Source organism: Pseudomonas sp. SDO5532_S415 (assembly GCF_054071155.1).
Map to the genome: position 1 here is coordinate 1 of NZ_JBSVWS010000084.1, position 25180 is coordinate 25180.

Genomic DNA, 25180 nt, shown 5'->3' on the forward strand with positions numbered 1-25180 from the left:
GTTTATCATTCGACATCAATGCTGGCTGACCCACCGCTTTCGCGAGCAGGCTCGCTCCCACAGGGGCCGGTTTCCATATTGAAATCTTTGCACCCCTGAACTTGAGGTAATCCCATGGACTGGCAACCCCACATCACCGTCGCCACCATCGTCGAAGACAACGGCCGCTTCCTGATGGTCGAAGAGCTCAAGCACGGACGAACGGTACTCAACCAGCCCGCCGGCCACCTGGATCCGGACGAAACCCTCACCGAAGCCGCCGTACGCGAAACCCTCGAGGAAACCGGCTGGGACGTCGAACCGACCGGGGTACTGGGCATTTATCTCTATACCGCACCGAGCAACGGCGTCACCTACCAACGGGTGTGCTTCATTGCCAAACCGCTGAAACACCACCCTGACTATCAACTGGACGACGGCATCGTCGGCGCCAAATGGCTGACCCGCGAGGAATTGATCGAGCAACGCGAGCACTGGCGCAGCGAGCTGATCATCCGCTGCATCGACGACTATCTGGACGGTAAACACTTCGGTCTCGAACTGATCCGTCCTTCTCTTTAGCCTTGCAGGCCCGAGCCTGTTAGAATCGCGTCCTTTTTCAAGACACTCATTGAATCCCTATGCGTGATCCAGCCCCTTCTGACACACAAAAGAAGCGCGTCATTGTCGGCATGTCCGGCGGCGTGGACTCTTCCGTTTCCGCTCTCCTGCTGATCGAGCAGGGCTATGAGGTGGAAGGCCTGTTCATGAAGAACTGGGAAGAAGACGATGGAACGGAGTACTGCACCGCCATGGATGACCTGGCGGACGCCCAGGCCGTGTGCGACAAGATTGGCATCAAGCTGCACACCGCCAACTTCGCCGCCGAGTACTGGGACAACGTGTTCGAGCACTTCCTGGCCGAATACAAGGCCGGTCGCACGCCGAACCCGGACATCCTGTGCAACCGCGAGATCAAGTTCAAGGCGTTCCTCGACTACGCCATGATGCTCGGCGCCGACCTGATCGCCACCGGTCATTACGTGCGCCGCCGCGACGTTGACGGCCGCACCGAACTGCTCAAGGGCCTGGATCCGAACAAGGACCAGAGTTACTTCCTGCATGCGGTCGGCGGCGAACAGATCGCCAAGACCCTGTTCCCGGTCGGCGAGCTGGAAAAACCCCAGGTCCGTGCGATTGCCGAAAAATACGAACTGGCGACCGCGAAGAAAAAGGATTCCACCGGGATCTGCTTCATCGGCGAGCGCCGCTTCAGCGATTTCCTCAAGCAATACCTGCCGGCGCAACCGGGCGAAATCAAAACCACCGAAGGCGAAGTCATCGGCCGTCACCACGGCTTGATGTACCACACCATCGGCCAGCGCCAGGGCCTCGGTATCGGTGGCCTGAAGGACGCCGGCGAAGAGCCGTGGTACGTGCTGATCAAGGACCTGGAACACAACGAGCTGATCGTTGGCCAGGGCAATGACCACCCGTGGCTGTTCTCCCGCGCCCTGCTCGCTTCCGACATCTATTGGGTCAACCCGATCGACCTGAGCCAGCCGCGCAAGCTGACCGCCAAGGTCCGCTATCGCCAGAGCGACCAGCCTTGCACCCTGGAAAAGACCGCCAGCGGTTATCGCGCGACCTTCGATGACCCACAACGTGCGGTCACTCCGGGTCAGTCCGTGGTGTTCTACGACGGTGAAATCTGCCTCGGCGGCGGCGTGATCGAAGTCGCCGAACCCTGGACAAGCAAAGGCCAGCAACAATGAGCCCGACTCAGGAGCAACTGACGGCGCTGGGCGGCGTGTTTCTCGCCGCGGTGCTGGTGGACAAGATCGCCAAGACCGGACAGACCAGCGAAGCCGGCCTGACCTGCATGCTCGGCAGCCTGTTGATCCGCGACCCCAAGGACACCCTGGAAGTCTACGGCGGCGACGACATCAATCTGCGCGAAGGCTATCGCGCCTTGATCGGCGCCCTGGAACGCGACCCGAGCGTCCTGCAGCGCGAACCGTTGCGCTATGCGCTAGCCATGCTCGGCCTTGAGCGTCAGCTGGCCAAGCGCAACGACATGCTGGACGTGATCGGCAAACGCCTGCCGCAGATCCAGTCCCAGGTCGAACACTTTGGCCCGGCTCATGAAAACGTGATCGCCGCGTGCGGCGCGCTGTACCAGGACACCCTGAGTACCCTGCGCCAGCGCATCCAGGTCCATGGTGACATGCGCAACCTGCAGCAACCGAGCAACGCCTCGAAAATCCGCGCCCTGTTGCTGGCCGGTATTCGTTCGGCACGCCTGTGGCGGCAATTGGGCGGTCATCGCTGGCAACTGGTGGTCAGTCGCCGCAAATTGCTCAAAGAGCTTTACCCACTGATGCGCAGCAGCTGAAGCGCATCAACAACACCGTTTTGTAGTCAGTAACGCGTAATACGCTGGTCAGTTGGCAACGGACCCGCGGATTTTTTCATGTATGATACGCGCCCCATTTCGTTGCCCGACTGTCCGAGAACACCCCATGCAGCTCTCTTCGCTCACTGCGGTTTCCCCTGTTGACGGCCGCTACGCCGGCAAAACCCAGGCCCTGCGCCCAATTTTCAGCGAGTACGGCCTGATCCGTGCCCGCGTTCTGGTTGAAGTGCGCTGGCTCCAGCGCCTGGCCGCTCACCCTGCCATCAGCGAAGTGCCGGCGTTCTCCGCCGAAGCCAACGCGGTGTTGAATGCCCTGGCGGAAAACTTCTCCCTGGAGCACGCCGAGCGCGTCAAAGAGATCGAGCGCACCACCAACCACGACGTCAAAGCCATCGAATACCTGCTCAAAGAGCAAGCGGCCAAGCTGCCGGAACTGGCCAAGGTCAGCGAATTCATCCACTTTGCCTGCACGAGTGAGGACATCAACAACCTGTCCCACGCCCTGATGCTGCGCGAAGGCCGTGATGACGTGATGCTGCCACTGATGCGCCAGACCGCCGAAGCCATTCGCGAACTGGCCATCCGCTTCGCTGACGTGCCGATGCTGTCGCGCACCCACGGCCAACCGGCTTCGCCGACCACCCTGGGCAAAGAGCTGGCGAACGTGGTTTACCGCCTGGAGCGCCAGATTGCTCAAGTCGCTGCCGTTCCTCTGCTGGGCAAGATCAACGGCGCTGTCGGCAACTACAACGCACACCTGTCGGCCTACCCTGAGATCGACTGGGAAGCCAATGCCCGCGCCTTCATCGAAGACGAGCTGGGCCTGGGCTTCAACCCGTACACCACGCAGATCGAACCACACGACTACATTGCCGAGCTGTTCGACGCGATCGCCCGCTTCAACACCATCCTGATCGACTTCGACCGCGACATCTGGGGCTACATCTCCCTGGGCTATTTCAAACAGCGCACCATCGCTGGCGAAATCGGTTCATCGACCATGCCGCACAAGGTCAACCCGATCGACTTCGAAAACTCCGAAGGCAACCTGGGCATCGCCAACGCACTGTTCCAGCACCTGGCGAGCAAACTGCCGATCTCCCGCTGGCAGCGCGACCTGACCGACTCCACCGTACTGCGCAACCTCGGTGTCGGCTTCGCCCACAGCGTGATCGCATACGAAGCGAGTCTTAAAGGCATCAGCAAACTCGAGCTGAACGCAGACAAAATCGCTGCCGATCTGGATGCCTGCTGGGAAGTCCTGGCCGAGCCGATCCAGACCGTGATGCGTCGCTACAACATCGAAAACCCGTACGAGAAGCTGAAAGAATTGACTCGCGGCAAGGGCATCAGCCCTGAAGCGCTGCAGACTTTCATCGACGGCCTGGACATGCCAGCCGCCGCCAAGGCCGAGCTGAAATTGCTCACCCCGGCGAACTACATCGGCAACGCCGTGGCACAAGCCAAACGCATCTGATCGACCGCTGGACCCTTTTGAGACGCCCGGCAGCGCCGGGCGTTTTTATTCCCGTCTGAAAAGTGCTTTTTTTCAATAGGTTACACATGAATCCTGACATTCCTCTTCAACTTCTGGGCGGCATCACGGCACGGGAATTCCTGCGCGACTACTGGCAGAAAAAACCGCTGCTGATCCGTCAGGCGATTCCTGACTTCGAAAGCCCGATCGACGCCGACGAACTGGCCGGCCTGGCGCTGGAAGAAGAAGTCGAATCGCGCCTGATCATCGAGAACGGCGAGCGTCCGTGGGAATTGCGTCGCGGCCCGTTTGCCGAAGACGAATTCAGCAAACTGCCGGAACGGGAATGGACCCTGCTGGTTCAAGCCGTTGACCAGTTCGTACCGGAAGTCAGCGAATTGCTGGAGCACTTCCGCTTCCTGCCGAGCTGGCGGATCGACGACGTGATGATCAGCTTCGCCGCCCCCGGTGGCAGTGTCGGTCCGCACTTCGACAACTACGACGTGTTCCTGCTGCAAGGCCACGGCAAGCGCAACTGGAAAATCGGCCAGATGTGCGACTCCGAAAGTCCGCTGCTGCAACATGCGGACCTGCGCATCCTTGCCGACTTCGAAGCCACCGACGAATGGGTCCTGGAACCGGGCGACATGCTGTACCTGCCGCCGCGCCTGGCCCACTGCGGCGTGGCCGTCGACGACTGCCTGACTTACTCCGTCGGTTTCCGCGCCCCGAGCGCCGCTGAAGTGCTGACCCACTTCACCGACTTCCTCAGCCAGTTCCTGCCGGACGAAGAGCGCTACACCGACGCCGATGCACTGCCTGCAGCCGACCCGCATCAGATCCAGCACGACGCCCTCGACCGCCTGAAAAGCCTGCTGGCCGAGCACATGAGCGACGAACGCCTGCTGCTGACCTGGTTCGGCCAGTTCATGACCGAGCCGCGCTATCCGGAACTGGTGGTGGGCCCTGAAGACCTCGCCGAAGACGACGTACTCGGCGCACTGGAGCAAGGCGCGGTGCTGATTCGCAACCCGAGCGCCCGTCTGGCCTGGTCGGAGGTCGATGACGACCTGCTGCTGTTCGCCAGCGGCCAGAGCCGTTACCTGCCCGGCAAACTGCGCGAGCTGCTGAAAATGATCTGCGCCGCCGATGCCCTGCACCTCGACAACCTCGGCCAATGGCTGAGCGATGAAGACGGTCGCGGCCTGCTGTGCGAACTGGTCAAGCAAGGAAGCCTGGGGTTTGCCGATGAATAAGATTCACGTACGTGTCGCAGACTGGCAGAAGGACAACGCCGAGATCCGGCGCATTCGTGAAGCGGTGTTCGTCGCCGAGCAGTCCGTTCCACCTGAACTGGAATGGGACGCCGACGACCTGACTGCCGTGCATTTCCTGGCACTGGAAGGCGACTTTCCGATTGGCACCGCGCGCTTGCTGCCCGACGGTCATGTCGGCCGGGTATCGGTACTCAAGGACTGGCGCGGACTGAAAGTCGGCGACGCACTGATGCAGGCGGTGATCGGTGAAGCCGAGAAGCGCGGGCTGAAGCAGCAGATGCTCAGCGCCCAGGTACAGGCCACGGCATTCTATGAGCGCCTGGGCTTTCACATGGTCAGCGAGGAATTCCTGGAAGCAGGCATTCCACATGTGGACATGGTGCGCCAATCCGCTTGAGACGCTGTGGTGAGGGGATTTATCCCCGTTCGGCTGCGCAGCAGTCGCAAACCCTGCGCATGCAGTGTGCCTGAATAGCAGTGGTAGCAGGTTTTAGGGCCGCTCCGCAGCCCAACGGGGATAAATCCCCTCGCCACAAGGGCCCCGAAGCACACCCCAAAACGCCCCGTCATTTTCGGATGCCGGGGCGTTTTGCTGTCCAGGATTCAACTTGCCCCACCCCGGGCCGACAAACTGGCAATATCAACACACCTGTAGGAGCGAGCTCGCTCGCGATGACCTTGAAAACGCCGCGGGGTGTCAGGCTTCCAACGTTATCGTTAACGACTATCGCGAGCGAGCTCGCTCCTACAGATCAAAAATTCGAAGGCGGAGATAACGGATATGTCCCTACGCACCCTGCTCACCACGCTGTTGGTAACTTGCAGTTTTTCGGTCATGGCAGCCACCGAGATCGTGCCACTGAACTACCACACCAGCGCCGATCTGCTGCCGGTGGCGCAGGATTTCATCGGCAAGGAGGGCCAGGTCAGCGCCTACGGCAATCAGCTCATCGTCAACGCCGATCAGCGCAAGATCGACGAACTTAAGGCGCTTATAAGCCGGCTCGATACCGCACCCAAACGCCTGCTGATTACCGTCGACACCAACGAAAACAACGTCCAGGGCGATCAGGGTTATTCGGTGAACGGCGCCAAGCCGAGCCAGACCCGCATCATCAACCGCAGCACCGACAGCCGTGACGGCGGCATCCAGCAAATCCAGGCCACCGATGGCATGCCGGCACTGATCCAGGTCGGCCAGAGCGTACCGCTGACCAGCACCCAGACCGACTCGTACGGCGACCTGCGCAGCCAGACCGAATACCGCAACGTCACCCAGGGTTTTTACGTCACCGCCAATGTCACCGGTGAGATCGTTCACCTGTCGATCAGTACCAACCGTGACCGCATGAGCCAGGAACGTCCCGATGTAGTGAACGTACAAAGTACCGACACAACCGTCACCGGCCGCCTGGGCGAATGGATCCTGCTGGCCGGGGTAAACGGCCAGACACAGGCCGACAAACAGGGCCTGGCCCGCAGCTACTCGACCCAAAGCCGCAATGACATGACCCTGCGGGTGAAAGTCGACACCTTGGACTGAACCACCGAAAACTGACCGGCAAGTCGTATTAGACCAAAGATGTAGTGCTTGAAAAAAAGCACTACAAAACGTTTGACGAGCCAAAAAAGCGAAGGCATGATGGCCTCGCTCCCGCTAATCAGAGGCCCTGGCAAGGGCCTTCGAGGCGATGTTCGCACCTACCCCGCGAACCGCTTCGTGTCTGTACCGCCCACAAGGTGTGTTTGACGAGGTTGTCGACTGGAACGAAGTTGTCCCGAGGGACGGAAGCGTTATTAGGTAACCCGGCACCACACTGATGTTCGTACCAAGGCCCACGACGCCCGAATGCGCCCGCAGTTCGCCTTTACCTGCTCACTTCCCCCTCGAGCCCATCGTTCATCCCGTCGCCTCCCCCGCCGAATCCGACTTGACCGCCTAAGCTTCTGGTCAGCGAGCAGCCATCTACGCCATTTTCAGGATGCGTAACTGGCGAACAGGAATTTTCCACCGCAGAACAACTTTTCATACAAGACGCGACGAGGTTTATCTCCATGGCACTGACACGCGAACAGCAAATTGCAGCCCTCGAAAAAGACTGGGCTGAAAACCCGCGCTGGAAAGGCGTGACACGCACTTACTCCGCTGCTGACGTCGTCCGTCTGCGTGGCTCGGTTCAACCTGAGCACACCTTTGCAAAAATGGGCGCCGAGAAGCTGTGGAACCTGGTTACCCAGGGTGCCAAGCCAGCCTTCCGTCCTGAGAAAGATTTCGTCAACTGCATGGGCGCCCTGACCGGCGGCCAGGCTGTACAACAAGTCAAGGCCGGCATCCAGGCGATCTACCTGTCGGGCTGGCAAGTGGCTGCGGACAACAACTCCGCCGAATCGATGTACCCGGACCAGTCGCTGTACCCGGTTGACTCGGTTCCAACCGTGGTCAAGCGCATCAACAACTCGTTCCGTCGTGCCGACCAGATCCAGTGGAAAGCCGGCAAGAACCCGGGCGACGACGGCTACATCGACTACTTCGCGCCAATCGTGGCCGACGCTGAAGCCGGTTTCGGCGGCGTACTGAACGCCTACGAGCTGATGAAGAGCATGATCGAAGCAGGCGCCGCCGGCGTTCACTTCGAAGACCAACTGGCTTCCGTGAAGAAATGCGGCCACATGGGCGGCAAGGTACTGGTTCCGACCCAGGAAGCCGTACAGAAGCTGACCGCTGCCCGTCTGGCGGCTGACGTTGCCGGTACGCCGACCATCATCCTGGCCCGTACCGACGCCAACGCCGCTGACCTGCTGACGTCCGACTGCGACCCGTACGACCAGCCATTCGTGACTGGCGAACGTACCCAGGAAGGCTTCTACAAAGTGCGCGCCGGCCTGGACCAGGCGATCGCTCGCGGCCTGGCCTACGCGCCATACGCCGACCTGATCTGGTGCGAAACCGCCAAGCCGGATCTGGAAGAAGCCCGTCGCTTCGCTGAAGCGATCAAGAAGGAATACCCGGACCAACTGCTGTCGTACAACTGCTCGCCTTCCTTCAACTGGAAGAAAAACCTGGACGACGCGACCATCGCCAAGTTCCAGCGCGAACTGTCCGCCATGGGCTACAAGCACCAGTTCATCACCCTGGCCGGCATTCACAACATGTGGCACAGCATGTTCAACCTGGCGCACGACTACGCCCGCAACGACATGACTGCCTACGTGAAGCTGCAAGAGCAGGAATTCGCTGATGCTGCCAAAGGCTACACCTTCGTGGCTCACCAGCAGGAAGTGGGCACCGGCTACTTCGACGACATGACCACCGTGATCCAGGGTGGCTCGTCGTCGGTGACCGCGCTGACCGGCTCGACCGAAGAAGAACAGTTCCACTGATCTGCTTCAACTGAATAAACGGCCGTTGCGGACCGTATAGAAAGCTAACCGCAGCGCTGCACATCTGACGCCCCGACTGGTTCGGGGCGTTTTTTTTGCGCACGATTCCGAGACCAACCCAAAACCCTGTGGAAGCGAGCCTGCTCGCGAATGCGATTTATCATTCAACATCGATGATGGCTGACCCACCGCTTTGGCGAGCAGGCTCGCTCCCACAAGGGGTTGCGGTGTTGAACCCACACATTGATCCAGAGCGCTATCGAGATCAGGAAAATCAGGTAAAACAGCCCCGCACGCTACTTGCAGTAACGCGCATATAAGACAACTTCCCAACCCCCTGCAGGGTAAACAGTTTAAAAACCAACCCAAACAATATTGATTATCATTTAGACACAACTATGTTCGTTACATTCCCAACAAAACATATTTGACGAAATGCCGGCTAATGCCCGCAACGCAAGGGCTACAGGGCTTTGAGGGCTCGTTATGTCCTTATTCCTATAAATAATTTCGCTATAGGAATTTTACTTGCAGGGTGTTTAGCCATAAAATCAGCGGGATTGATTGCTGCGACATATCGTCACTGCTTTGTTTCTTTTCAAGCTCAGAGACCCTTGCTCTCTGTTAAGGATTACCAGCATGCCCGAAGCGACAGGACTCATGGCCCACAACTGGGGCTTTGCCATTTTCCTTCTGGGCGTTGTCGGCCTCTGTGCCTTCATGCTCGGTGTCTCCAGCCTCCTTGGGTCAAAAGCCTGGGGTCGCAGCAAAAACGAACCGTTCGAGTCCGGCATGCTACCTACAGGTGGCGCCCGCTTGCGGCTCTCAGCCAAATTCTATCTGGTCGCGATGCTCTTCGTGATCTTCGATATCGAAGCCCTTTTTCTCTTTGCATGGTCTGTGTCCGTCCGCGAAAGCGGCTGGACCGGATTCGTCGAAGCTCTCGTTTTCATAGCAATTCTGTTGGCAGGTCTTGTCTACCTATTCCGAGTGGGCGCCCTTGACTGGGCTCCGGAAGCTCGGCGCAAGCGGCAAGCGAAGCTGAAACAATGAGGCTTTGGCAATGCAATACAATCTCACCAGGATCGACCCCGATGCTCCTAACGAGCAGTATCCGATTGGCGAACGGGAAACCGTTTCCGATCCGTTAGAAGATCAAGTCCACAAAAACATTTTCATGGGCAAGCTCGAAGACGTGCTTAACGGCACGATCAACTGGGGGCGCAAGAACTCCCTGTGGCCGTATAACTTCGGTCTTTCGTGCTGCTATGTGGAAATGACCACCGCCTTCACGGCGCCCCACGACATCGCGCGCTTTGGCGCCGAGGTTATCCGGGCATCGCCGCGTCAGGCGGATTTCATGGTTATCGCCGGTACCTGCTTCATCAAGATGGCGCCGATCATTCAGCGTCTCTACGAGCAAATGCTCGAACCGAAATGGGTTATCTCCATGGGTTCGTGCGCCAACTCCGGTGGCATGTACGACATCTACTCTGTCGTTCAAGGGGTGGACAAGTTCCTGCCCGTGGACGTCTACGTGCCTGGCTGCCCGCCCCGCCCTGAAGCTTTCCTGCAAGGCCTGATGCTGTTGCAGGAGTCGATTGGCCAGGAGCGTCGCCCACTTTCCTGGGTCGTTGGCGATCAAGGCGTTTATCGCGCCGAGATGCCTTCCGAAAAGGAAAAGCGCCGCGAACAGCGTATTCAGGTAACCAACCTGCGCAGCCCCGACGAAGTCTGATCCAGTTCTGCTGTTTCAAAGAAACGAAAAACTGGCTTCATTCTTTACGTTGACCGAAAGCGATAAATAACCATGACTACAGGCAGTGCTCTGTACATCCCGCCTTATAAGGCAGACGACCAGGATGTGGTCGTCGAACTGAACAACCGTTTTGGCCCGGAGGCGTTCACCGCCCAGCCTACCCGCACCGGCATGCCGGTGCTTTGGGTTGCCCGCGCCAAACTCGTCGAAGTCCTGACTTTCCTGCGCAACCTGCCCAAGCCGTACGTCATGCTCTATGACCTGCACGGCGTGGACGAGCGCCTGCGCACCAAGCGTCAAGGGCTGCCGAACGGCGTCGACTTCTCCGTGTTCTATCACTTGATGTCGATCGAACGTAATAGTGACGTAATGATCAAGGTCGCCTTGTCCGAGAGCGACCTCAGCTTGCCGAGCGTCACCAGCATCTGGCCGAACGCCAACTGGTACGAGCGTGAAGTCTGGGACATGTACGGCATCGACTTCAAAGGCCACCCGCACCTGTCGCGCATCATGATGCCGCCGACCTGGGAAGGTCACCCGCTGCGCAAGGACTTCCCGGCCCGTGCCACCGAGTTCGATCCGTTCAGCCTGACCCTGGCCAAGCAACAGCTTGAGGAAGAAGCCGCGCGCTTCAAGCCTGAAGACTGGGGCATGAAACGTTCCGGCCCGAACGAGGACTACATGTTCCTCAACCTGGGTCCCAACCACCCTTCGGCGCACGGTGCGTTCCGCATCATCCTGCAGCTGGACGGTGAAGAGATCGTCGACTGCGTACCGGACATCGGCTACCACCACCGTGGCGCCGAGAAGATGGCCGAGCGTCAGTCCTGGCACAGCTTCATTCCGTACACCGACCGTATCGACTACCTCGGCGGCGTGATGAACAACCTGCCGTACGTGCTCTCGGTCGAGAAGCTGGCCGGCATCAAGGTGCCGGAGAAGGTCGACGTCATCCGCATCATGATGGCCGAGTTCTTCCGGATCACCAGTCACCTGCTGTTCCTGGGTACCTACATCCAGGACGTCGGCGCCATGACCCCGGTGTTCTTCACCTTTACCGACCGTCAGCGTGCGTACACGGTGATCGAAGCCATCACCGGTTTCCGTCTGCACCCGGCCTGGTACCGCATCGGTGGCGTCGCCCACGACCTGCCGCGCGGCTGGGAAAAACTGGTCAAGGACTTCGTCGAGTGGATGCCCAAGCGTCTGGACGAATACCAGAAAGCCGCCCTGGACAACAGCATCCTGCGTGGCCGTACCATCGGCGTCGCCGACTACAACACCAAGCAAGCCCTGGAATGGGGTGTCACCGGTGCCGGCCTGCGTTCCACCGGTTGCGACTTCGACCTGCGTAAAGCGCGTCCGTACTCGGGCTACGAGAACTTCGAGTTCGAAGTACCGCTGGCGGCCAATGGCGATGCCTACGACCGTTGCATCGTGCGTGTCGAGGAGATGCGCCAGAGCATCAAGATCATCGACCAGTGCCTGCGCAACATGCCAGAAGGCCCGTACAAGGCGGATCATCCGCTGACCACGCCGCCGCCGAAAGAGCGCACGCTGCAGCACATCGAAACCTTGATCACGCACTTCCTGCAAGTTTCGTGGGGCCCGGTCATGCCGGCCAACGAATCCTTCCAGATGATCGAAGCGACCAAGGGCATCAACAGTTATTACCTGACGAGCGATGGCGGCACCATGAGCTACCGCACCCGGATTCGTACCCCAAGCTTCCCGCACCTGCAGCAGATCCCTTCGGTGATCAAAGGCAGCATGGTCGCGGACTTGATCGCGTACCTGGGTAGTATCGATTTCGTTATGGCCGACGTGGACCGCTAAGCATGAACAGCACGCTTATCCAGACAGACCGTTTCACCCTCAGTGAAACCGAGCGCTCGGCCATCGAGCACGAGCTGCATCACTACGAAGACCCGCGCGCGGCGTCGATCGAAGCCCTGAAGATCGTCCAGAAGGAACGTGGCTGGGTGCCGGACGGCGCTCTGTACGCCATCGGCGAAATCCTCGGCATTCCGGCCAGCGACGTTGAAGGCGTGGCGACGTTCTATAGTCAGATCTTCCGTCAACCGGTCGGCCGCCACATCATTCGCGTCTGCGACAGCATGGTCTGCTACATCGGTGGCCACGAGTCGGTGGTCAGCGAAATCCAGAGCAAGCTGGGCATCGGCCTGGGTCAGACCACCGCCGACGGTCGTTTCACCCTGCTGCCGGTCTGCTGCCTCGGTAACTGCGACAAGGCGCCGGCGTTGATGATCGACGACGACACGTTCGGTGATGTGCAGCCCGCTGGCGTTGCCAAATTGCTCGAGGGCTACGTATGACCCTGACTTCCTTCGGTCCTGCCAACCGCATCAAGCGTTCGGCCGAGACTCACCCGCTCACCTGGCGTCTGCGTGACGACGGCGAAGCCGTATGGCTCGACGAATACCAGGCCAAGAACGGTTACGCCGCTGCGCGCAAGGCCTTCGCCGACATGGCTCAGGACGACATCGTCCAGACCGTGAAAGACTCCGGTCTCAAGGGCCGCGGCGGTGCAGGCTTCCCCACAGGTGTGAAGTGGGGCCTGATGCCGAAAGACGAATCCATCAACATCCGCTACCTGCTGTGCAACGCGGATGAAATGGAGCCGAACACCTGGAAAGACCGCATGCTGATGGAGCAACTGCCCCATCTGCTGATCGAAGGCATGCTTATCAGTGCTCGCGCTCTGAAAACCTACCGTGGCTACATCTTCCTGCGTGGCGAGTACACCACCGCCGCCAAGCACTTGAACCGTGCCGTGGAAGAAGCCAAGGCAGCAGGCCTGCTGGGCAAGAACATCCTGGGCAGCGGCTTCGATTTCGAGCTGTTCGTCCACACCGGCGCCGGGCGTTACATCTGCGGTGAAGAAACCGCACTGATCAACTCCCTCGAAGGCCGCCGCGCCAACCCGCGCTCCAAGCCGCCCTTCCCTGCCGCCGTTGGCGTATGGGGCAAGCCGACCTGCGTGAACAACGTTGAAACCCTGTGCAACGTCCCGGCGATCATTGCCGATGGCGTGGACTGGTACAAATCGTTGGCTCGCGAAGGCAGTGAAGACATGGGCACCAAGCTCATGGGCTTCTCCGGCAAGGTCAAGAACCCGGGCCTGTGGGAACTGCCATTCGGCGTCACCGGTCGCGAGCTGTTCGAAGACTACGCCGGCGGCATGCGCGACGGTTACCAGCTCAAGGCCTGGCAACCCGGCGGCGCCGGTACCGGTTTCCTGTTGCCGGAACACCTGGACGCACAAATGTACGCCGGCGGCATTGCCAAAGTAGGCACCCGTATGGGTACCGGCCTGGCCATGGCGGTGGACGACAGCATCAACATGGTGTCCCTGCTGCGCAACATGGAAGAGTTCTTCGCCCGTGAGTCGTGCGGTTTCTGCACCCCGTGCCGTGATGGTCTGCCGTGGAGCGTGAAGCTCTTGCGTGCGATCGAGAACGGTGAAGGGCAAGCCGGTGACATCGAGACCCTGCTGGGTCTGGTCGGCTTCCTCGGCCCAGGCAAGACCTTCTGTGCTCACGCACCGGGTGCCGTGGAGCCATTGGGCAGCGCCATCAAATACTTCCGCCATGAGTTCGAAGCCGGCATCGCGCCCACCAGCGCCGTCGTCCCGCCTCTGGCAAGGCCGATCGTAGTCGGCGCGTAAACGCTTAAAAAAGGCGAAGGGTCTGTGCCCTTCGCTTTTCGTGCGATGACGCCTTTAACGGCTGTGTTGATTCGCGCGGATAACAAGATTCCATTAGCCACGCCCGCTGACACCGGGCCAACGAAGAACTTTGAACCATGGCCACTATCCACGTAGACGGCAAAGAGCTCGAAGTCGATGGGGCAGACAACCTGTTACAGGCATGTCTGTCGCTAGGCCTCGATATCCCTTATTTCTGCTGGCACCCCGCCCTTGGCAGCGTTGGCGCTTGTCGCCAGTGCGCGGTCAAGCAGTACACCGATGAGAACGACAAGCGTGGTCGGATCGTCATGTCCTGCATGACCCCCGCCACCGACGGCAGCTGGATCTCCATCGACGACGAAGAAGCAAAAGTATTTCGCGCCAGCGTCGTCGAATGGCTGATGACCAACCACCCTCACGACTGCCCGGTCTGTGAAGAAGGCGGTCACTGCCACCTGCAAGACATGACGGTAATGACCGGCCACAACGAGCGCCGTTACCGCTTCACCAAGCGTACCCACCAGAACCAGCAACTGGGCCCGTTCATTTCCCACGAAATGAACCGCTGCATCGCTTGCTACCGCTGCGTGCGCTTCTATAAGGACTACGCCGGCGGCACCGACCTGGGTGTGTTCGGCGCCCACGACAACGTGTACTTCGGTCGCGTTGAAGACGGCGTGCTGGAAAGCGAGTTCTCCGGCAACCTCACCGAGGTCTGCCCGACCGGTGTGTTCACCGACAAGACACACTCCGAGCGCTACAACCGTAAATGGGACATGCAGTTCTCGCCGAGCATCTGCCATGGCTGCTCCAGCGGTTGCAACATTTCCCCGGGCGAGCGCTACGGTGAACTGCGCCGTATCGAAAACCGTTTCAACGGTTCGGTAAACCAGTACTTCCTGTGCGACCGTGGCCGCTTCGGCTATGGCTACGTCAACCGCACCGACCGTCCACGTCAGCCGCTGCTCGCCAACGGCGCCAAGCTGACCCTCGACGAAGCGCTGGATAAAGCCGCCGACCTGCTGCGCGGTCGCAACATCGTCGGTATCGGTTCGCCCCGCGCCAGCCTCGAAAGCAACTACGCGTTGCGCGAACTGGTCGGTGCCGAGCACTTCTACTCCGGTATCGAAGCTGCCGAGCTGGAGCGCATCCGCCTGGTCCTGCAAGTGCTCAAGGACAGCCCGCTGCCAGTACCGAACATGCGCGACATCGAAGACCACGACGCCGTGTTCGTCCTCGGTGAAGACCTGACCCAGACTGCTGCGCGCATGGCCCTGTCCCTGCGTCAATCGGTCAAGGGCAAGGCCGAAGACATGGCCGACGCCATGCGCGTCCAGCCTTGGCTCGACGCCGCGGTGAAGAACATCGGTCAGCACGCGCTGAACCCGCTGTTTATCGCCAGCCTGGCTGAAACCAAGCTCGACGACATCGCCGAAGAATGCGTTCACGCCGCGCCAGACGACCTGGCCCGTATCGGTTTCGCCGTGGCTCACGCCCTCGACGCCAGCGCTCCAGCCGTTGAAGGCCTGGATGCCGAAGCCCTCGAGCTGGCCAAGCGCATTGCAGATGCCCTGCTCGCCGCCAAGCGACCGCTGATCATCGCCGGTACGTCCCTGGGCTCCAAAGCCCTGATCGAGGCCGCCGCGAACATCGCCAAGGCCCTGAAGCTGCGCGAGAAGAACGGTTCCATCAGCCTGATCGTGCCGGAAGCCAACAGCCTCGGCCTGGCCATGCTCGGTGGCGAATCGGTCGACGCTGCGCTGCAAGCGGTGATCGACGGCAAGGCCGACGCCATCGTCGTGCTGGAAAACGATCTGTACACCCGTACCGACAAAGCCCGTGTGGATGCTGCCCTGACCGCCGCGAAAGTGGTGATCGTGGCTGACCACCAGAAGACCGCCACCAGCGATCGCGCGCATCTGGTTCTGCCAGCCGCCAGCTTCGCCGAAGGCGACGGTACCCTGGTCAGCCAGGAAGGCCGCGCCCAGCGCTTCTTCCAGGTGTTCGATCCGAAGTACATGGATGCCAGCATCCTGGTTCACGAAGGCTGGCGCTGGCTGCATGCCCTGCGCGCGACACTGCTGAACCAGCCGATCGACTGGACCCAGCTGGATCACGCCACCGCTGCCGTGGCGGCAAGTACGCCGCAACTGAACCGTATCGTCGATGCCGCACCGTCCGCCGCGTTCCGCATCAAGGGCATGAAACTGGCCCGTGAACCGCTGCGTTACTCCGGTCGTACCGCCATGCGCGCCGACATCAACGTGCATGAACCGCGTACCCCGCAGGACAAGGACACCGCGTTCGCCTTCTCGATGGAAGGTTACTCGGGTTCGGCCGAACCGCGTCAACAAGTGCCTTTCGCCTGGTCTCCGGGCTGGAACTCGCCGCAAGCCTGGAACAAGTTCCAGGACGAAGTCGGTGGTCACATCCGTGCCGGCGACCCGGGCACCCGCCTGATCGAAAGCACCGGCGACTCGCTGAACTGGTTCGCCAGTGTTCCGCGTGCGTTCAACCCGGCTCCGGGTACCTGGCAAGCCGTGCCGTTCTTCCACCTGTTCGGCAGCGAAGAAAACTCTTCGAAAGCCGCTCCGGTCCAGGAACGCATTCCGGCCGCCTACGTGGCCCTGGCAAAGTCCGAAGCCGACCGCCTGGGTGTCAACGACGGCGCCATGCTGAGCTTGAACGTGGCCGGCCAGACCCTGCGTCTGCCACTGCGTATCAATGAAGAGCTGGGCGCCGGCCTGGTGGCATTGCCTGCGGGCATCGCCGGCATTCCACCAGCGATCTTTGGCCAATCCGTTGACGGTCTGCAGGAGGCAGCGCAATGACCTTGTTCACTCCTGAAGTGATCGACATCATCATCGCGGTCCTCAAGGCCGTGGTGATTCTGCTCGCCGTGGTGGTCTGCGGCGCCCTGCTCAGCTGGGTCGAGCGTCGCCTGCTCGCCCTCTGGCAGGACCGTTACGGTCCAAACCGCGTCGGTCCGTTCGGCGCGTTCCAGATCGCCGCCGACATGATCAAGATGTTCTTCAAGGAAGACTGGACCCCGCCGTTCGCCGACAAGATGATCTTCACCCTGGCACCGGTAGTGGCCATGAGCGCCCTGCTGATTGCCTTCGTGATCATCCCGATCACCCCGACCTGGGGCGTGGCGGATATCAACATCGGCATCCTGTTCTTCTTTGCCATGGCCGGTCTGTCGGTCTACGCGGTGCTGTTCGCCGGCTGGTCGAGCAACAACAAGTTCGCCCTGCTGGGCAGCTTGCGGGCCTCGGCACAAACCGTGTCGTACGAAGTGTTCATGGGCCTGTCGCTGATGGGCATCGTGATCCAGGTCGGCTCGTTCAACATGCGCGACATCGTTGAATACCAGGCCCAGAACCTGTGGTTCATCATTCCGCAGATCTTCGGTTTCCTGACCTTCTTCATCGCTGGCGTGGCCGTGACTCACCGTCACCCGTTCGACCAGCCGGAAGCGGAACAGGAACTGGCCGACGGTTACCACATTGAATACGCCGGTATGAAATGGGGCATGTTCTTCGTCGGCGAGTACATCGGTATCGTGCTGATTTCGGCGCTGCTGGTGACCTTGTTCTTCGGTGGCTGGCACGGTCCGTTCGGCATTCTGCCGCAGATCCCGTTCATCTGGTTCGCACTGAAAACCGGGTTCTTCATCATGATGTTCATCCTGTTGCGCGCTTCGATTCCGCGCCCTCGGTATGACCAGGTGATGGATTTCAGCTGGAAGTTCTGCCTGCCGCTGACCCTCGTCAACATGCTGGTGACCGCTGCGATCGTGTTGCTCAACACGCCCGCCGTCGCGGCTCAGTGAGGATAGAGAATCATGAAGTACATATTTGACATCGTGCATGGCTTCTACACCCAGCTTCGCAGCCTGGTGATGATTTTCGGCCACGCCTTCCGCAAGCGCGACACGCTGCAGTACCCGGAAGAACCGGTCTACCTGCCGCCGCGCTACCGTGGCCGTATCGTCCTGACCCGCGACCCCGACGGCGAAGAGCGTTGCGTAGCCTGCAACCTGTGCGCCGTGGCTTGCCCGGTCGGTTGCATCTCGCTGCAGAAAGCTGAAACCGAAGACGGTCGCTGGTATCCGGACTTCTTCCGCATCAACTTCTCGCGCTGCATTTTCTGCGGCCTCTGCGAGGAAGCCTGCCCGACCACCGCGATCCAGCTGACACCGGATTTCGAGATGGCCGAGTTCAAACGTCAGGACCTGGTTTACGAGAAAGAAGATCTGCTGATCTCCGGCCCCGGCAAAAACCCTGATTACAACTTCTATCGTGTTGCAGGTATGGCGATTGCCGGTAAGCCGAAGGGCTCCGCGCAGAATGAAGCCGAACCGATCAACGTGAAGAGCTTGCTGCCTTAAGGAAGAAAGATGGAATTCGCTTTCTATTTCGCATCGGGTATCGCTGTGGTGTCCACGCTTCGCGTGATCACCAACACCAACCCTGTGCACGCCCTGCTCTACCTGATCATTTCGCTGATCGCCGTGGCGATGACGTTTTTCGCCCTCGGCGCGCCGTTCGCCGGTGTGCTGGAAGTGATCGCCTACGCTGGCGCCATCATGGTGCTGTTCGTGTTCGTGGTGATGATGCTGAACCTGGGCCCGGCCTCGGTTCAGCAAGAGCGCGTCTGGCTCAAGCCCGGTATCTGGGGCGGCCCGGTCGCCCTCGCTGCGCTGCTGCTGGTTGAACTGCTGTATGTGCTGTTCTCCGACCAGACCGGCCAGGCCATCGGCCACACCACCGTAGACGCCAAGGCCGTGGGCATCAGCCTGTTCGGTCCTTACCTGCTGGTGGTCGAACTCGCCTCGATGCTGCTGCTCGCCGCAGCCGTGACGGCGTTCCACTTGGGCCGCAACGAAGCCAAGGAGCAATGACGATGCCTGCTATCCCTATGGAGCATGGTCTGGCGGTCGCCGGCATCCTGTTCTGCCTCGGTCTGGTCGGCCTGATGGTCCGCCGCAACATTCTTTTCGTGCTGATGAGCCTGGAGGTCATGATGAATGCCTCCGCGTTGGCGTTCATCGTTGCCGGTAGCCGCTGGGCGCAGCCGGATGGACAGATCATGTTCATCCTGGTGATCAGCCTGGCAGCCGCCGAGGCCAGTATCGGCCTGGCGATTCTGTTGCAGCTGTACCGCCGCTTCCACACTCTCGATATCGACGCTGCCAGCGAGATGCGCGGATGAATCTTCTCTATCTGACTTTCGTATTCCCTCTCATTGGTTTCCTGCTGCTGTCGTTCTCCCGTGGACGCCTCTCGGAAAACCTCTCGGCGCTGATCGGCGTCGGTTCCGTCGGCTTGTCGGCCATCGTCACGGCTTACGTGATCTGGCAATTCAACGTCGCACCACCGGAAGGCGGCCACTACACCCAGGTGTTGTGGCAGTGGATGGCGGTGGAAGGCTTCACGCCGAACTTCGCGCTGTACCTGGATGGTCTGTCCCTGACCATGCTCGGTGTCGTGGTCGGCGTAGGCTTCCTGATCCACCTGTTCGCGTCCTGGTACATGCGCGGTGAAGCCGGTTACTCGCGCTTCTTCGCCTACACCAACCTGTTTATCGCCAGCATGCTGTTCCTGGTGCTGGGCGATAACCTGTTGTTCCTGTACTTCGGCTGGGAAGGCGTGGGCTTGTGCTCATACCTGTTGATCGGTTTCTACTACAGCAACCGCAACAACGGTAACGCCGCACTCAAAGCCTTCATCGTGACCCGTATCGGCGACGTGTTCATGGCCATCGGCCTGTTCATCCTGTTCGCTCAACTGGGCACGCTGAACGTCCAGGAACTGCTGGTGCTGGCACCGCAGAAATTCCAGGCCGGCGACTTCTGGATGGTCATGGCCACCCTGATGCTGCTGGGCGGCGCTGTCGGTAAATCCGCGCAACTGCCGCTGCAAACCTGGCTGGCGGATGCGATGGCTGGCCCGACTCCGGTTTCGGCACTGATCCACGCGGCAACGATGGTAACTGCAGGTGTCTACCTGATCGCTCGTACCCATGGCCTGTTCACCCTGGCGCCGGAAATCCTGCACCTTGTGGGCATCGTCGGTGGCGTGACCCTGGTGCTGGCCGGTTTTGCCGCGCTGGTGCAGACGGACATCAAGCGAATCCTCGCCTACTCGACCATGAGCCAGATCGGCTACATGTTCCTGGCCCTGGGCGTGGGTGCCTGGGATGGCGCGATCTTCCACCTGATGACCCACGCGTTCTTCAAGGCCCTGCTGTTCCTTGCATCCGGTGCGGTGATCGTTGCCTGCCACCACGAGCAGGACATTTTCAAGATGGGCGGCCTGTGGAAGAAACTGCCTCTGGCCTACGCCAGCTTCATCGTTGGCGGCGCGGCCCTGGCAGCCCTGCCACTGGTCACCGCAGGCTTCTACTCCAAGGACGAAATCCTCTGGGAAGCGTTCGCCAGCGGCAACCAGGGTCTGCTCTACGCAGGTCTGGTCGGTGCGTTCATGACCTCGCTGTACACCTTCCGCCTGATCTTCATCGCGTTCCACGGTGAAGCGAAGACCGAAGCCCACGCCGGTCACGGCATCGCTCACTGGCTGCCACTGTCGGTGCTGATCGTGCTGTCGACCTTCGTCGGCGCGATGATCGTTCCGCCGCTGCACGGTGTACTGCCGCAAAGCGTCGGCCATGCCGGTGGCGAAGCCAAGCACAGCCTGGAAATCGCCTCGGGCGCCATCGCCCTGGCCGGTATCCTGCTGTCCGCGCTGCTGTTCCTCGGCAAGCGTCGCTTCGTGACCGCCATCGCCAACAGCGGCATCGGCCGTTTCCTGTCGGCCTGGTGGTTCGCTGCCTGGGGCTTCGACTGGATCTACGACAAACTGTTCGTCAAGCCATACCTGGCGATCAGCCACATCCTGCGCAAAGACCCGCTCGACCAGACCATCGGTCTGATCCCGCGCATGGCCAAAGGCGGTCACACCGCCCTGAGCCGTACCGAGACCGGTCAACTGCGTTGGTATGCCGCCTCGATGGCTGCTGGTGCCGTGCTGGTAATCGGCGCCGTCGTGCTGGTAGCGGTCTGATATGAACCTTGCGAACTTGCGAAAGGAATTGAGCCCGTCATGATTCTGCCTTGGCTAATCCTGATCCCCTTCATCGGCGGCCTGCTGTGCTGGATGGGTGAGCGCTTCGGCGCCACCCTCCCCCGCTGGATTGCGCTGATCACCATGTCCCTGTTGCTCGCCCTCGGCCTCTGGCTGTGGGCCAACGGCGACTATTCACTTGCCCCGGCGCCAGGCGCCGATCCGACCTGGGTGCTTGAGTTCAAGCACATCTGGATCCAGCGTTTCGGCATCAGCGTGCACCTGGCCCTCGACGGCCTGTCGCTGTTGATGATCCTGCTGACCGGTCTGCTGGGTGTTCTCTCGGTCCTCTGCTCGTGGAAAGAAATCCAGCGTCACGTTGGCTTCTTCCACCTGAACCTGATGTGGATCCTGGGCGGTGTCGTCGGCGTGTTCCTGGCCCTCGACCTGTTCATGTTCTTCTTCTTCTGGGAAATGATGCTGGTGCCGATGTACTTCCTCATCGCGCTCTGGGGTCACAGTTCTTCGGATGGCAAGAAAACCCGGATCTACGCGGCGACCAAGTTCTTCATCTTCACTCAGGCTTCCGGCTTGATCATGCTGGTGGCGATCCTGGGTCTGGTACTGGTCAACTTCAACGACACCGGCGTGATTACTTTCAACTACGCCGACCTGTTGAAAACCAAGATGTCGACGACCACCGAGTACATCCTGATGCTCGGTTTCTTCATCGCTTTCGCGGTGAAACTGCCGGTCGTGCCGTTCCACTCCTGGTTGCCTGACGCTCACGCCCAGGCGCCGACCGCTGGTTCCGTCGACCTCGCCGGTATCTTGCTGAAGACGGCTGCCTACGGCCTGCTGCGTTTCGCCCTGCCGCTGTTCCCGAACGCATCGGCCGAGTTCGCGCCGTTCGCCATGACCCTGGGTCTGATCGGGATTTTCTACGGTGCGTTCCTGGCGTTCGCGCAAACCGACATCAAGCGTCTGATTGCCTTCTCGTCCGTTTCCCACATGGGCTTCGTCCTGATCGGCATCTATTCCGGCAGCCAACTGGCGCTGCAGGGCGCGGTGATGCAGATGCTGGCGCACGGTCTGTCGGCCGCGGCACTCTTTATCCTGAGTGGCCAGCTGTACGAACGCACCCACACCCGCGACATGCGTGAAATGGGTGGCCTGTGGTCGAAGATCGCTTACCTGCCGGCCCTCAGCCTGTTCTTCGCGGCCGCGTCCCTGGGCCTGCCGGGTACCGGTAACTTCGTCGGCGAGTTCCTGATCCTGATCGGCACCTTCCCGATCGCTCCGTGGGTCACCATCATCGCGACGTCCGGCCTGGTGTTCGGTTCGGTCTACTCGCTGATCATGATCCACCGTGCCTACTTCGGCCCGGCCAAGTCGGACGCGGTGCTGCATGGCATGGACGGTCGCGAAATGATCATGGTGGTCGGTCTGGCAGCGCTGCTGATCTACATCGGCGTCTACCCGCAACCGTTCCTCGATACCTCTGCCGCTACGATGCATGGCGTGCAGCAGTGGCTCGGCACCGCCTTCACTCAACTCGCTTCGGCCCGGTAAGAGCGCTATGGAATTCACGACTCAACACTTTATCGCGCTTGCGCCGTTGTTGATCACCAGCGCCACGATCATCGTGGTGATGCTGGCGATCGCCTGGCGCCGCAACCACTCCCAGACCTTCCTGCTGTCGGTGGCGGGTCTGAACCTGGCATTGCTGTCGATCCTGCCGGCCCTGAAAGTCGCGCCCCTGGCCGTGACCCCGTTGCTGCAGATCGACACCTTCGCCTGCCTGTACATGGCGCTGATCCTGGTCGCCACCCTCGCCTGTGTGACCCTCGCCCACGCCTACCTCGGCGATGGCGGTTCGGGTTACCCGGGCAACCGCGAAGAACTGTACCTGCTGATCCTGATGGCCGCCGCCGGCGGCCTGGTGCTGGTCAGCGCGCAGCACCTGGCCGGGTTGTTCATCGGTCTGGAACTGCTGTCGGTACCGGTCTACGGTCTGGTGGCCTACGCCTTCTTCAACAAGCGCTCGCTGGAAGCCGGTATCAAGTACATGGTGCTGTCGGCTGCCGGCTCCGCGTTCCTGTTGTTCGGTATGGCGCTGCTGTATGCCGACTCCGGCTCCCTGAGCTTCGTCGGCATCGGCCAGGCTCTGGCGGCCACCGGCCTGCCAAGCTCGCTGGCGCAACTGGGCCTGGGCATGATGCTGATCGGCCTGGCGTTCAAGCTGTCGCTGGTACCGTTCCACCTCTGGACCCCGGACGTTTACGAAGGTGCTCCGGCGCCGGTCGCGGCGTTCCTGGCCACCGCTTCCAAAGTCGCCGTGTTCGCGGTGATGGTGCGTCTGTTCCAGATCTCGCCAGCGGCGAGCAGCGGTGTCCTGAGCGACGTGCTGACCATCATCGCCATCGCGTCGATCCTGTTCGGCAACTTGCTGGCCCTGACCCAGAGCAACCTCAAGCGTCTGCTGGGTTACTCGTCCATCGCCCACTTCGGCTACCTGCTGATCGCCCTGGTGGCGAGCAAGGGTCTGGCCGTGGAAGCCATCGGCGTGTACCTGGTCACCTACGTGATCACCAGCCTCGGCGCCTTCGGCGTGATCACCCTGATGTCCTCGCCGTACAACGGCCGTGACGCGGATGCCCTGTACGAATACCGCGGCCTGTTCTGGCGCCGTCCGTACCTGACCGCCGTACTGACCGTGATGATGCTGTCCCTGGCCGGTATCCCGCTGACCGCAGGCTTCATCGGCAAGTTCTACATCATCGCCACCGGTGTCGAATCGCACCAATGGTGGCTGGTCGGTTCCCTGGTACTGGGCAGCGCCATCGGCGTGTTCTACTACCTGCGCGTCATGGTCACCCTGTACCTGATCGAACCGAACCTGCGTCGCCACGATGCGCAACTGCACTGGGAACAACGTGCAGGCGGCGTGATGCTGCTGGCCATCGCGGTACTGGCCTTCTTCCTCGGCCTGTACCCACAACCGCTGCTGAACCTGGTTCAGCAATCGGGTCTGGCGGGTTGATCGCTTAAGCGTTCTCGGTAAAAACAGAAACGGCACCTTCGGGTGCCGTTTTTGTTTTTGTGGGATTTGTTACCGCTGCCCCGCCCCCTTCTGCAATCCCCGAATGCTCTCGCTGGGCTGGTCGACTCGTCCTACAGGTGTTTTTACGACCGGGGTCTACCGTTAAAAACGGGAACGAAAAGGTTGGCCTTGATGCCTTGACCAATTCGACTATAGGGATAAAACTATACGTAGGTAGCGTACAGAACATGGATGCTCTATTTGTCGAGTTACGTATGTTTCAGAAACATCGAGACGATTACCTCGATGATGATCTGTTTCGCAGCTTTCAGTTGGAATTGCTGAAGAACCCCAAAGCGGGCGATCTCATTGAGGGCACCGGTGGGCTGCGCAAAATTCGCTTCTGCGATCAACGACGAATTAAAGGCAAGCGCGGTGGCTTACGGGTGATTTATTACTGGTGGTCGGGCTTCAATCAGTTCTGGTTGTTCACCGTGTATGGCAAAGACGAGCAAGACGAGCTGTCGCCCTCCCAGAAAAAGCTTTTCAGACAAACGCTGGATAGAGAAATCAAAACGAGATTCCACTATGAAACGTGACATTTTTGCCGAACTGATGGATGGCCTCGAAGCCCTGGCCGATGAGCGCCAAGGCAAGATCACGCTGCGAACCCACAAGGTTCAACTGACAGAACTGACGCCCATCACTGCCGAGGAAGTGGTCGCCATCCGCCAACAGCTCAACCTCTCCCGGTCGGTGTTTGCGATGTATCTGCGCACCAATACCCGAACCCTGGAAAACTGGGAACAGGGACGGGCAACGCCCAATGCCCAGGCCACGACCCTTATCCGCTTGGTCGAGCGCTTTCCGCAAACGATTGAACATCTCGCAGCCCTGACCTGAATTCAGAAGCTCTTGTGCCCGAAGCACGCGCCAGCAGCGCATTGCACCGGGTACTTCTGTCAGATGCTTGTTCTGCTGATGAAAGTAGGTAACCGGGATGGCCCCTTCGCGAGCAGGCTCGCTCCCACAGTGGCTCTCCTGTGTACACAAGATCTGTAAACACCCGCGA

General features: G+C 60.3%; 23 protein-coding genes. All 23 read left to right on the plus strand.

What is annotated here, in order from left to right; genetic code table 11:
- The first annotated feature begins 114 nt into the window (after window positions 1-114).
- The 23 genes from ACW9HW_RS18240 to ACW9HW_RS18350 all read left to right on the plus strand — a co-directional run bounded on the left by ACW9HW_RS18240 (window position 115) and on the right by ACW9HW_RS18350 (window position 25011).
- Window positions 115-561, plus strand: coding sequence for an NUDIX hydrolase (locus ACW9HW_RS18240; protein ID WP_137805750.1), 447 nt, complete (start codon window positions 115-117; stop codon window positions 559-561).
- Between the two features lie 59 nt (window positions 562-620).
- Window positions 621-1754 carry a tRNA 2-thiouridine(34) synthase MnmA gene (gene mnmA / locus ACW9HW_RS18245; protein ID WP_457401151.1) on the plus strand — a complete coding sequence of 378 codons (1134 nt, stop codon included), beginning with the start codon at window positions 621-623 and terminating at the stop codon, window positions 1752-1754.
- Window positions 1751-2374, plus strand: coding sequence for a high frequency lysogenization protein HflD (hflD, locus tag ACW9HW_RS18250; protein WP_457401152.1), 624 nt, complete (start codon window positions 1751-1753; stop codon window positions 2372-2374). The genes mnmA and hflD overlap by 4 nt, the downstream gene beginning before the upstream one ends.
- A 127-nt stretch (window positions 2375-2501) precedes the next feature.
- Window positions 2502-3872: an adenylosuccinate lyase gene (gene purB, locus ACW9HW_RS18255; protein WP_095192711.1), complete on the plus strand. Its 1371-nt coding sequence runs from the start codon at window positions 2502-2504 to the stop codon at window positions 3870-3872.
- A gap of 86 nt (window positions 3873-3958) precedes the next feature.
- A complete protein-coding gene (locus ACW9HW_RS18260) occupies window positions 3959-5128 on the plus strand; it encodes a ribosomal protein uL16 3-hydroxylase (RefSeq protein WP_095192712.1) in 1170 nt (389 codons plus the stop codon).
- Complete coding sequence (locus tag ACW9HW_RS18265; RefSeq protein ID WP_095192713.1) at window positions 5121-5546, plus strand: GNAT family N-acetyltransferase; 426 nt, start codon at window positions 5121-5123, stop codon at window positions 5544-5546. Before ACW9HW_RS18260 ends, ACW9HW_RS18265 begins: the two co-directional genes overlap by 8 nt.
- A gap of 384 nt (window positions 5547-5930) precedes the next feature.
- A complete protein-coding gene (locus ACW9HW_RS18270) occupies window positions 5931-6692 on the plus strand; it encodes a secretin N-terminal domain-containing protein (protein WP_457401155.1) in 762 nt (253 codons plus the stop codon).
- Between the two features lie 512 nt (window positions 6693-7204).
- Window positions 7205-8530, plus strand: coding sequence for an isocitrate lyase (gene aceA / locus ACW9HW_RS18275; protein ID WP_057399864.1), 1326 nt, complete (start codon window positions 7205-7207; stop codon window positions 8528-8530).
- Window positions 8531-9169: 639 nt separating this feature from the next.
- On the plus strand, window positions 9170-9583 hold the full coding sequence (locus ACW9HW_RS18280) for an NADH-quinone oxidoreductase subunit A (RefSeq protein ID WP_003223812.1): 414 nt from the start codon (window positions 9170-9172) through the stop codon (window positions 9581-9583).
- Window positions 9584-9593: 10 nt separating this feature from the next.
- Window positions 9594-10268, plus strand: a complete 675-nt coding sequence (locus ACW9HW_RS18285) for a NuoB/complex I 20 kDa subunit family protein (protein WP_047527662.1) — start codon at window positions 9594-9596, stop codon at window positions 10266-10268.
- 72 nt (window positions 10269-10340) lie between these two features.
- A complete protein-coding gene (gene nuoC / locus ACW9HW_RS18290) occupies window positions 10341-12125 on the plus strand; it encodes an NADH-quinone oxidoreductase subunit C/D (RefSeq protein ID WP_095192716.1) in 1785 nt (594 codons plus the stop codon).
- 2 nt (window positions 12126-12127) lie between these two features.
- Window positions 12128-12625, plus strand: coding sequence for an NADH-quinone oxidoreductase subunit NuoE (gene nuoE / locus ACW9HW_RS18295; protein WP_008020715.1), 498 nt, complete (start codon window positions 12128-12130; stop codon window positions 12623-12625).
- The gene (gene nuoF / locus ACW9HW_RS18300; RefSeq protein ID WP_095192717.1) at window positions 12622-13977 is read left to right on the plus strand and encodes an NADH-quinone oxidoreductase subunit NuoF; all 1356 of its coding nucleotides are present in this window, start codon (window positions 12622-12624) and stop codon (window positions 13975-13977) included. The genes nuoE and nuoF overlap by 4 nt, the downstream gene beginning before the upstream one ends.
- Before the next feature lie 137 nt (window positions 13978-14114).
- Window positions 14115-16829 carry an NADH-quinone oxidoreductase subunit NuoG gene (gene nuoG / locus ACW9HW_RS18305; protein WP_095192718.1) on the plus strand — a complete coding sequence of 905 codons (2715 nt, stop codon included), beginning with the start codon at window positions 14115-14117 and terminating at the stop codon, window positions 16827-16829.
- Window positions 16826-17833 carry an NADH-quinone oxidoreductase subunit NuoH gene (nuoH, locus tag ACW9HW_RS18310; protein ID WP_095192719.1) on the plus strand — a complete coding sequence of 336 codons (1008 nt, stop codon included), beginning with the start codon at window positions 16826-16828 and terminating at the stop codon, window positions 17831-17833. Before nuoG ends, nuoH begins: the two co-directional genes overlap by 4 nt.
- Before the next feature lie 12 nt (window positions 17834-17845).
- Entirely contained in the window at window positions 17846-18391 is a 546-nt protein-coding gene (nuoI, locus tag ACW9HW_RS18315; protein WP_007970449.1) for an NADH-quinone oxidoreductase subunit NuoI, read from the plus strand.
- A gap of 9 nt (window positions 18392-18400) precedes the next feature.
- On the plus strand, window positions 18401-18904 hold the full coding sequence (gene nuoJ, locus ACW9HW_RS18320; protein WP_095192720.1) for an NADH-quinone oxidoreductase subunit J: 504 nt from the start codon (window positions 18401-18403) through the stop codon (window positions 18902-18904).
- Between the two features lie 2 nt (window positions 18905-18906).
- Window positions 18907-19215 (plus strand): NADH-quinone oxidoreductase subunit NuoK, encoded by a 309-nt coding sequence (nuoK, locus tag ACW9HW_RS18325; RefSeq protein WP_007946416.1) that lies wholly within the window; start codon window positions 18907-18909, stop codon window positions 19213-19215.
- Complete coding sequence (nuoL, locus tag ACW9HW_RS18330; RefSeq protein ID WP_095192721.1) at window positions 19212-21065, plus strand: NADH-quinone oxidoreductase subunit L; 1854 nt, start codon at window positions 19212-19214, stop codon at window positions 21063-21065. The genes nuoK and nuoL overlap by 4 nt, the downstream gene beginning before the upstream one ends.
- Before the next feature lie 39 nt (window positions 21066-21104).
- Complete coding sequence (gene nuoM / locus ACW9HW_RS18335; protein WP_095192722.1) at window positions 21105-22637, plus strand: NADH-quinone oxidoreductase subunit M; 1533 nt, start codon at window positions 21105-21107, stop codon at window positions 22635-22637.
- A 7-nt stretch (window positions 22638-22644) separates the two neighbouring features.
- Window positions 22645-24108 carry an NADH-quinone oxidoreductase subunit NuoN gene (gene nuoN, locus ACW9HW_RS18340; RefSeq protein ID WP_095192723.1) on the plus strand — a complete coding sequence of 488 codons (1464 nt, stop codon included), beginning with the start codon at window positions 22645-22647 and terminating at the stop codon, window positions 24106-24108.
- A gap of 248 nt (window positions 24109-24356) precedes the next feature.
- Window positions 24357-24707 (plus strand): toxin, encoded by a 351-nt coding sequence (locus tag ACW9HW_RS18345; RefSeq protein ID WP_457401159.1) that lies wholly within the window; start codon window positions 24357-24359, stop codon window positions 24705-24707.
- On the plus strand, window positions 24697-25011 hold the full coding sequence (locus ACW9HW_RS18350) for a helix-turn-helix domain-containing protein (RefSeq protein ID WP_457401161.1): 315 nt from the start codon (window positions 24697-24699) through the stop codon (window positions 25009-25011). The genes ACW9HW_RS18345 and ACW9HW_RS18350 overlap by 11 nt, the downstream gene beginning before the upstream one ends.
- Window positions 25012-25180 lie beyond the last annotated feature (169 nt).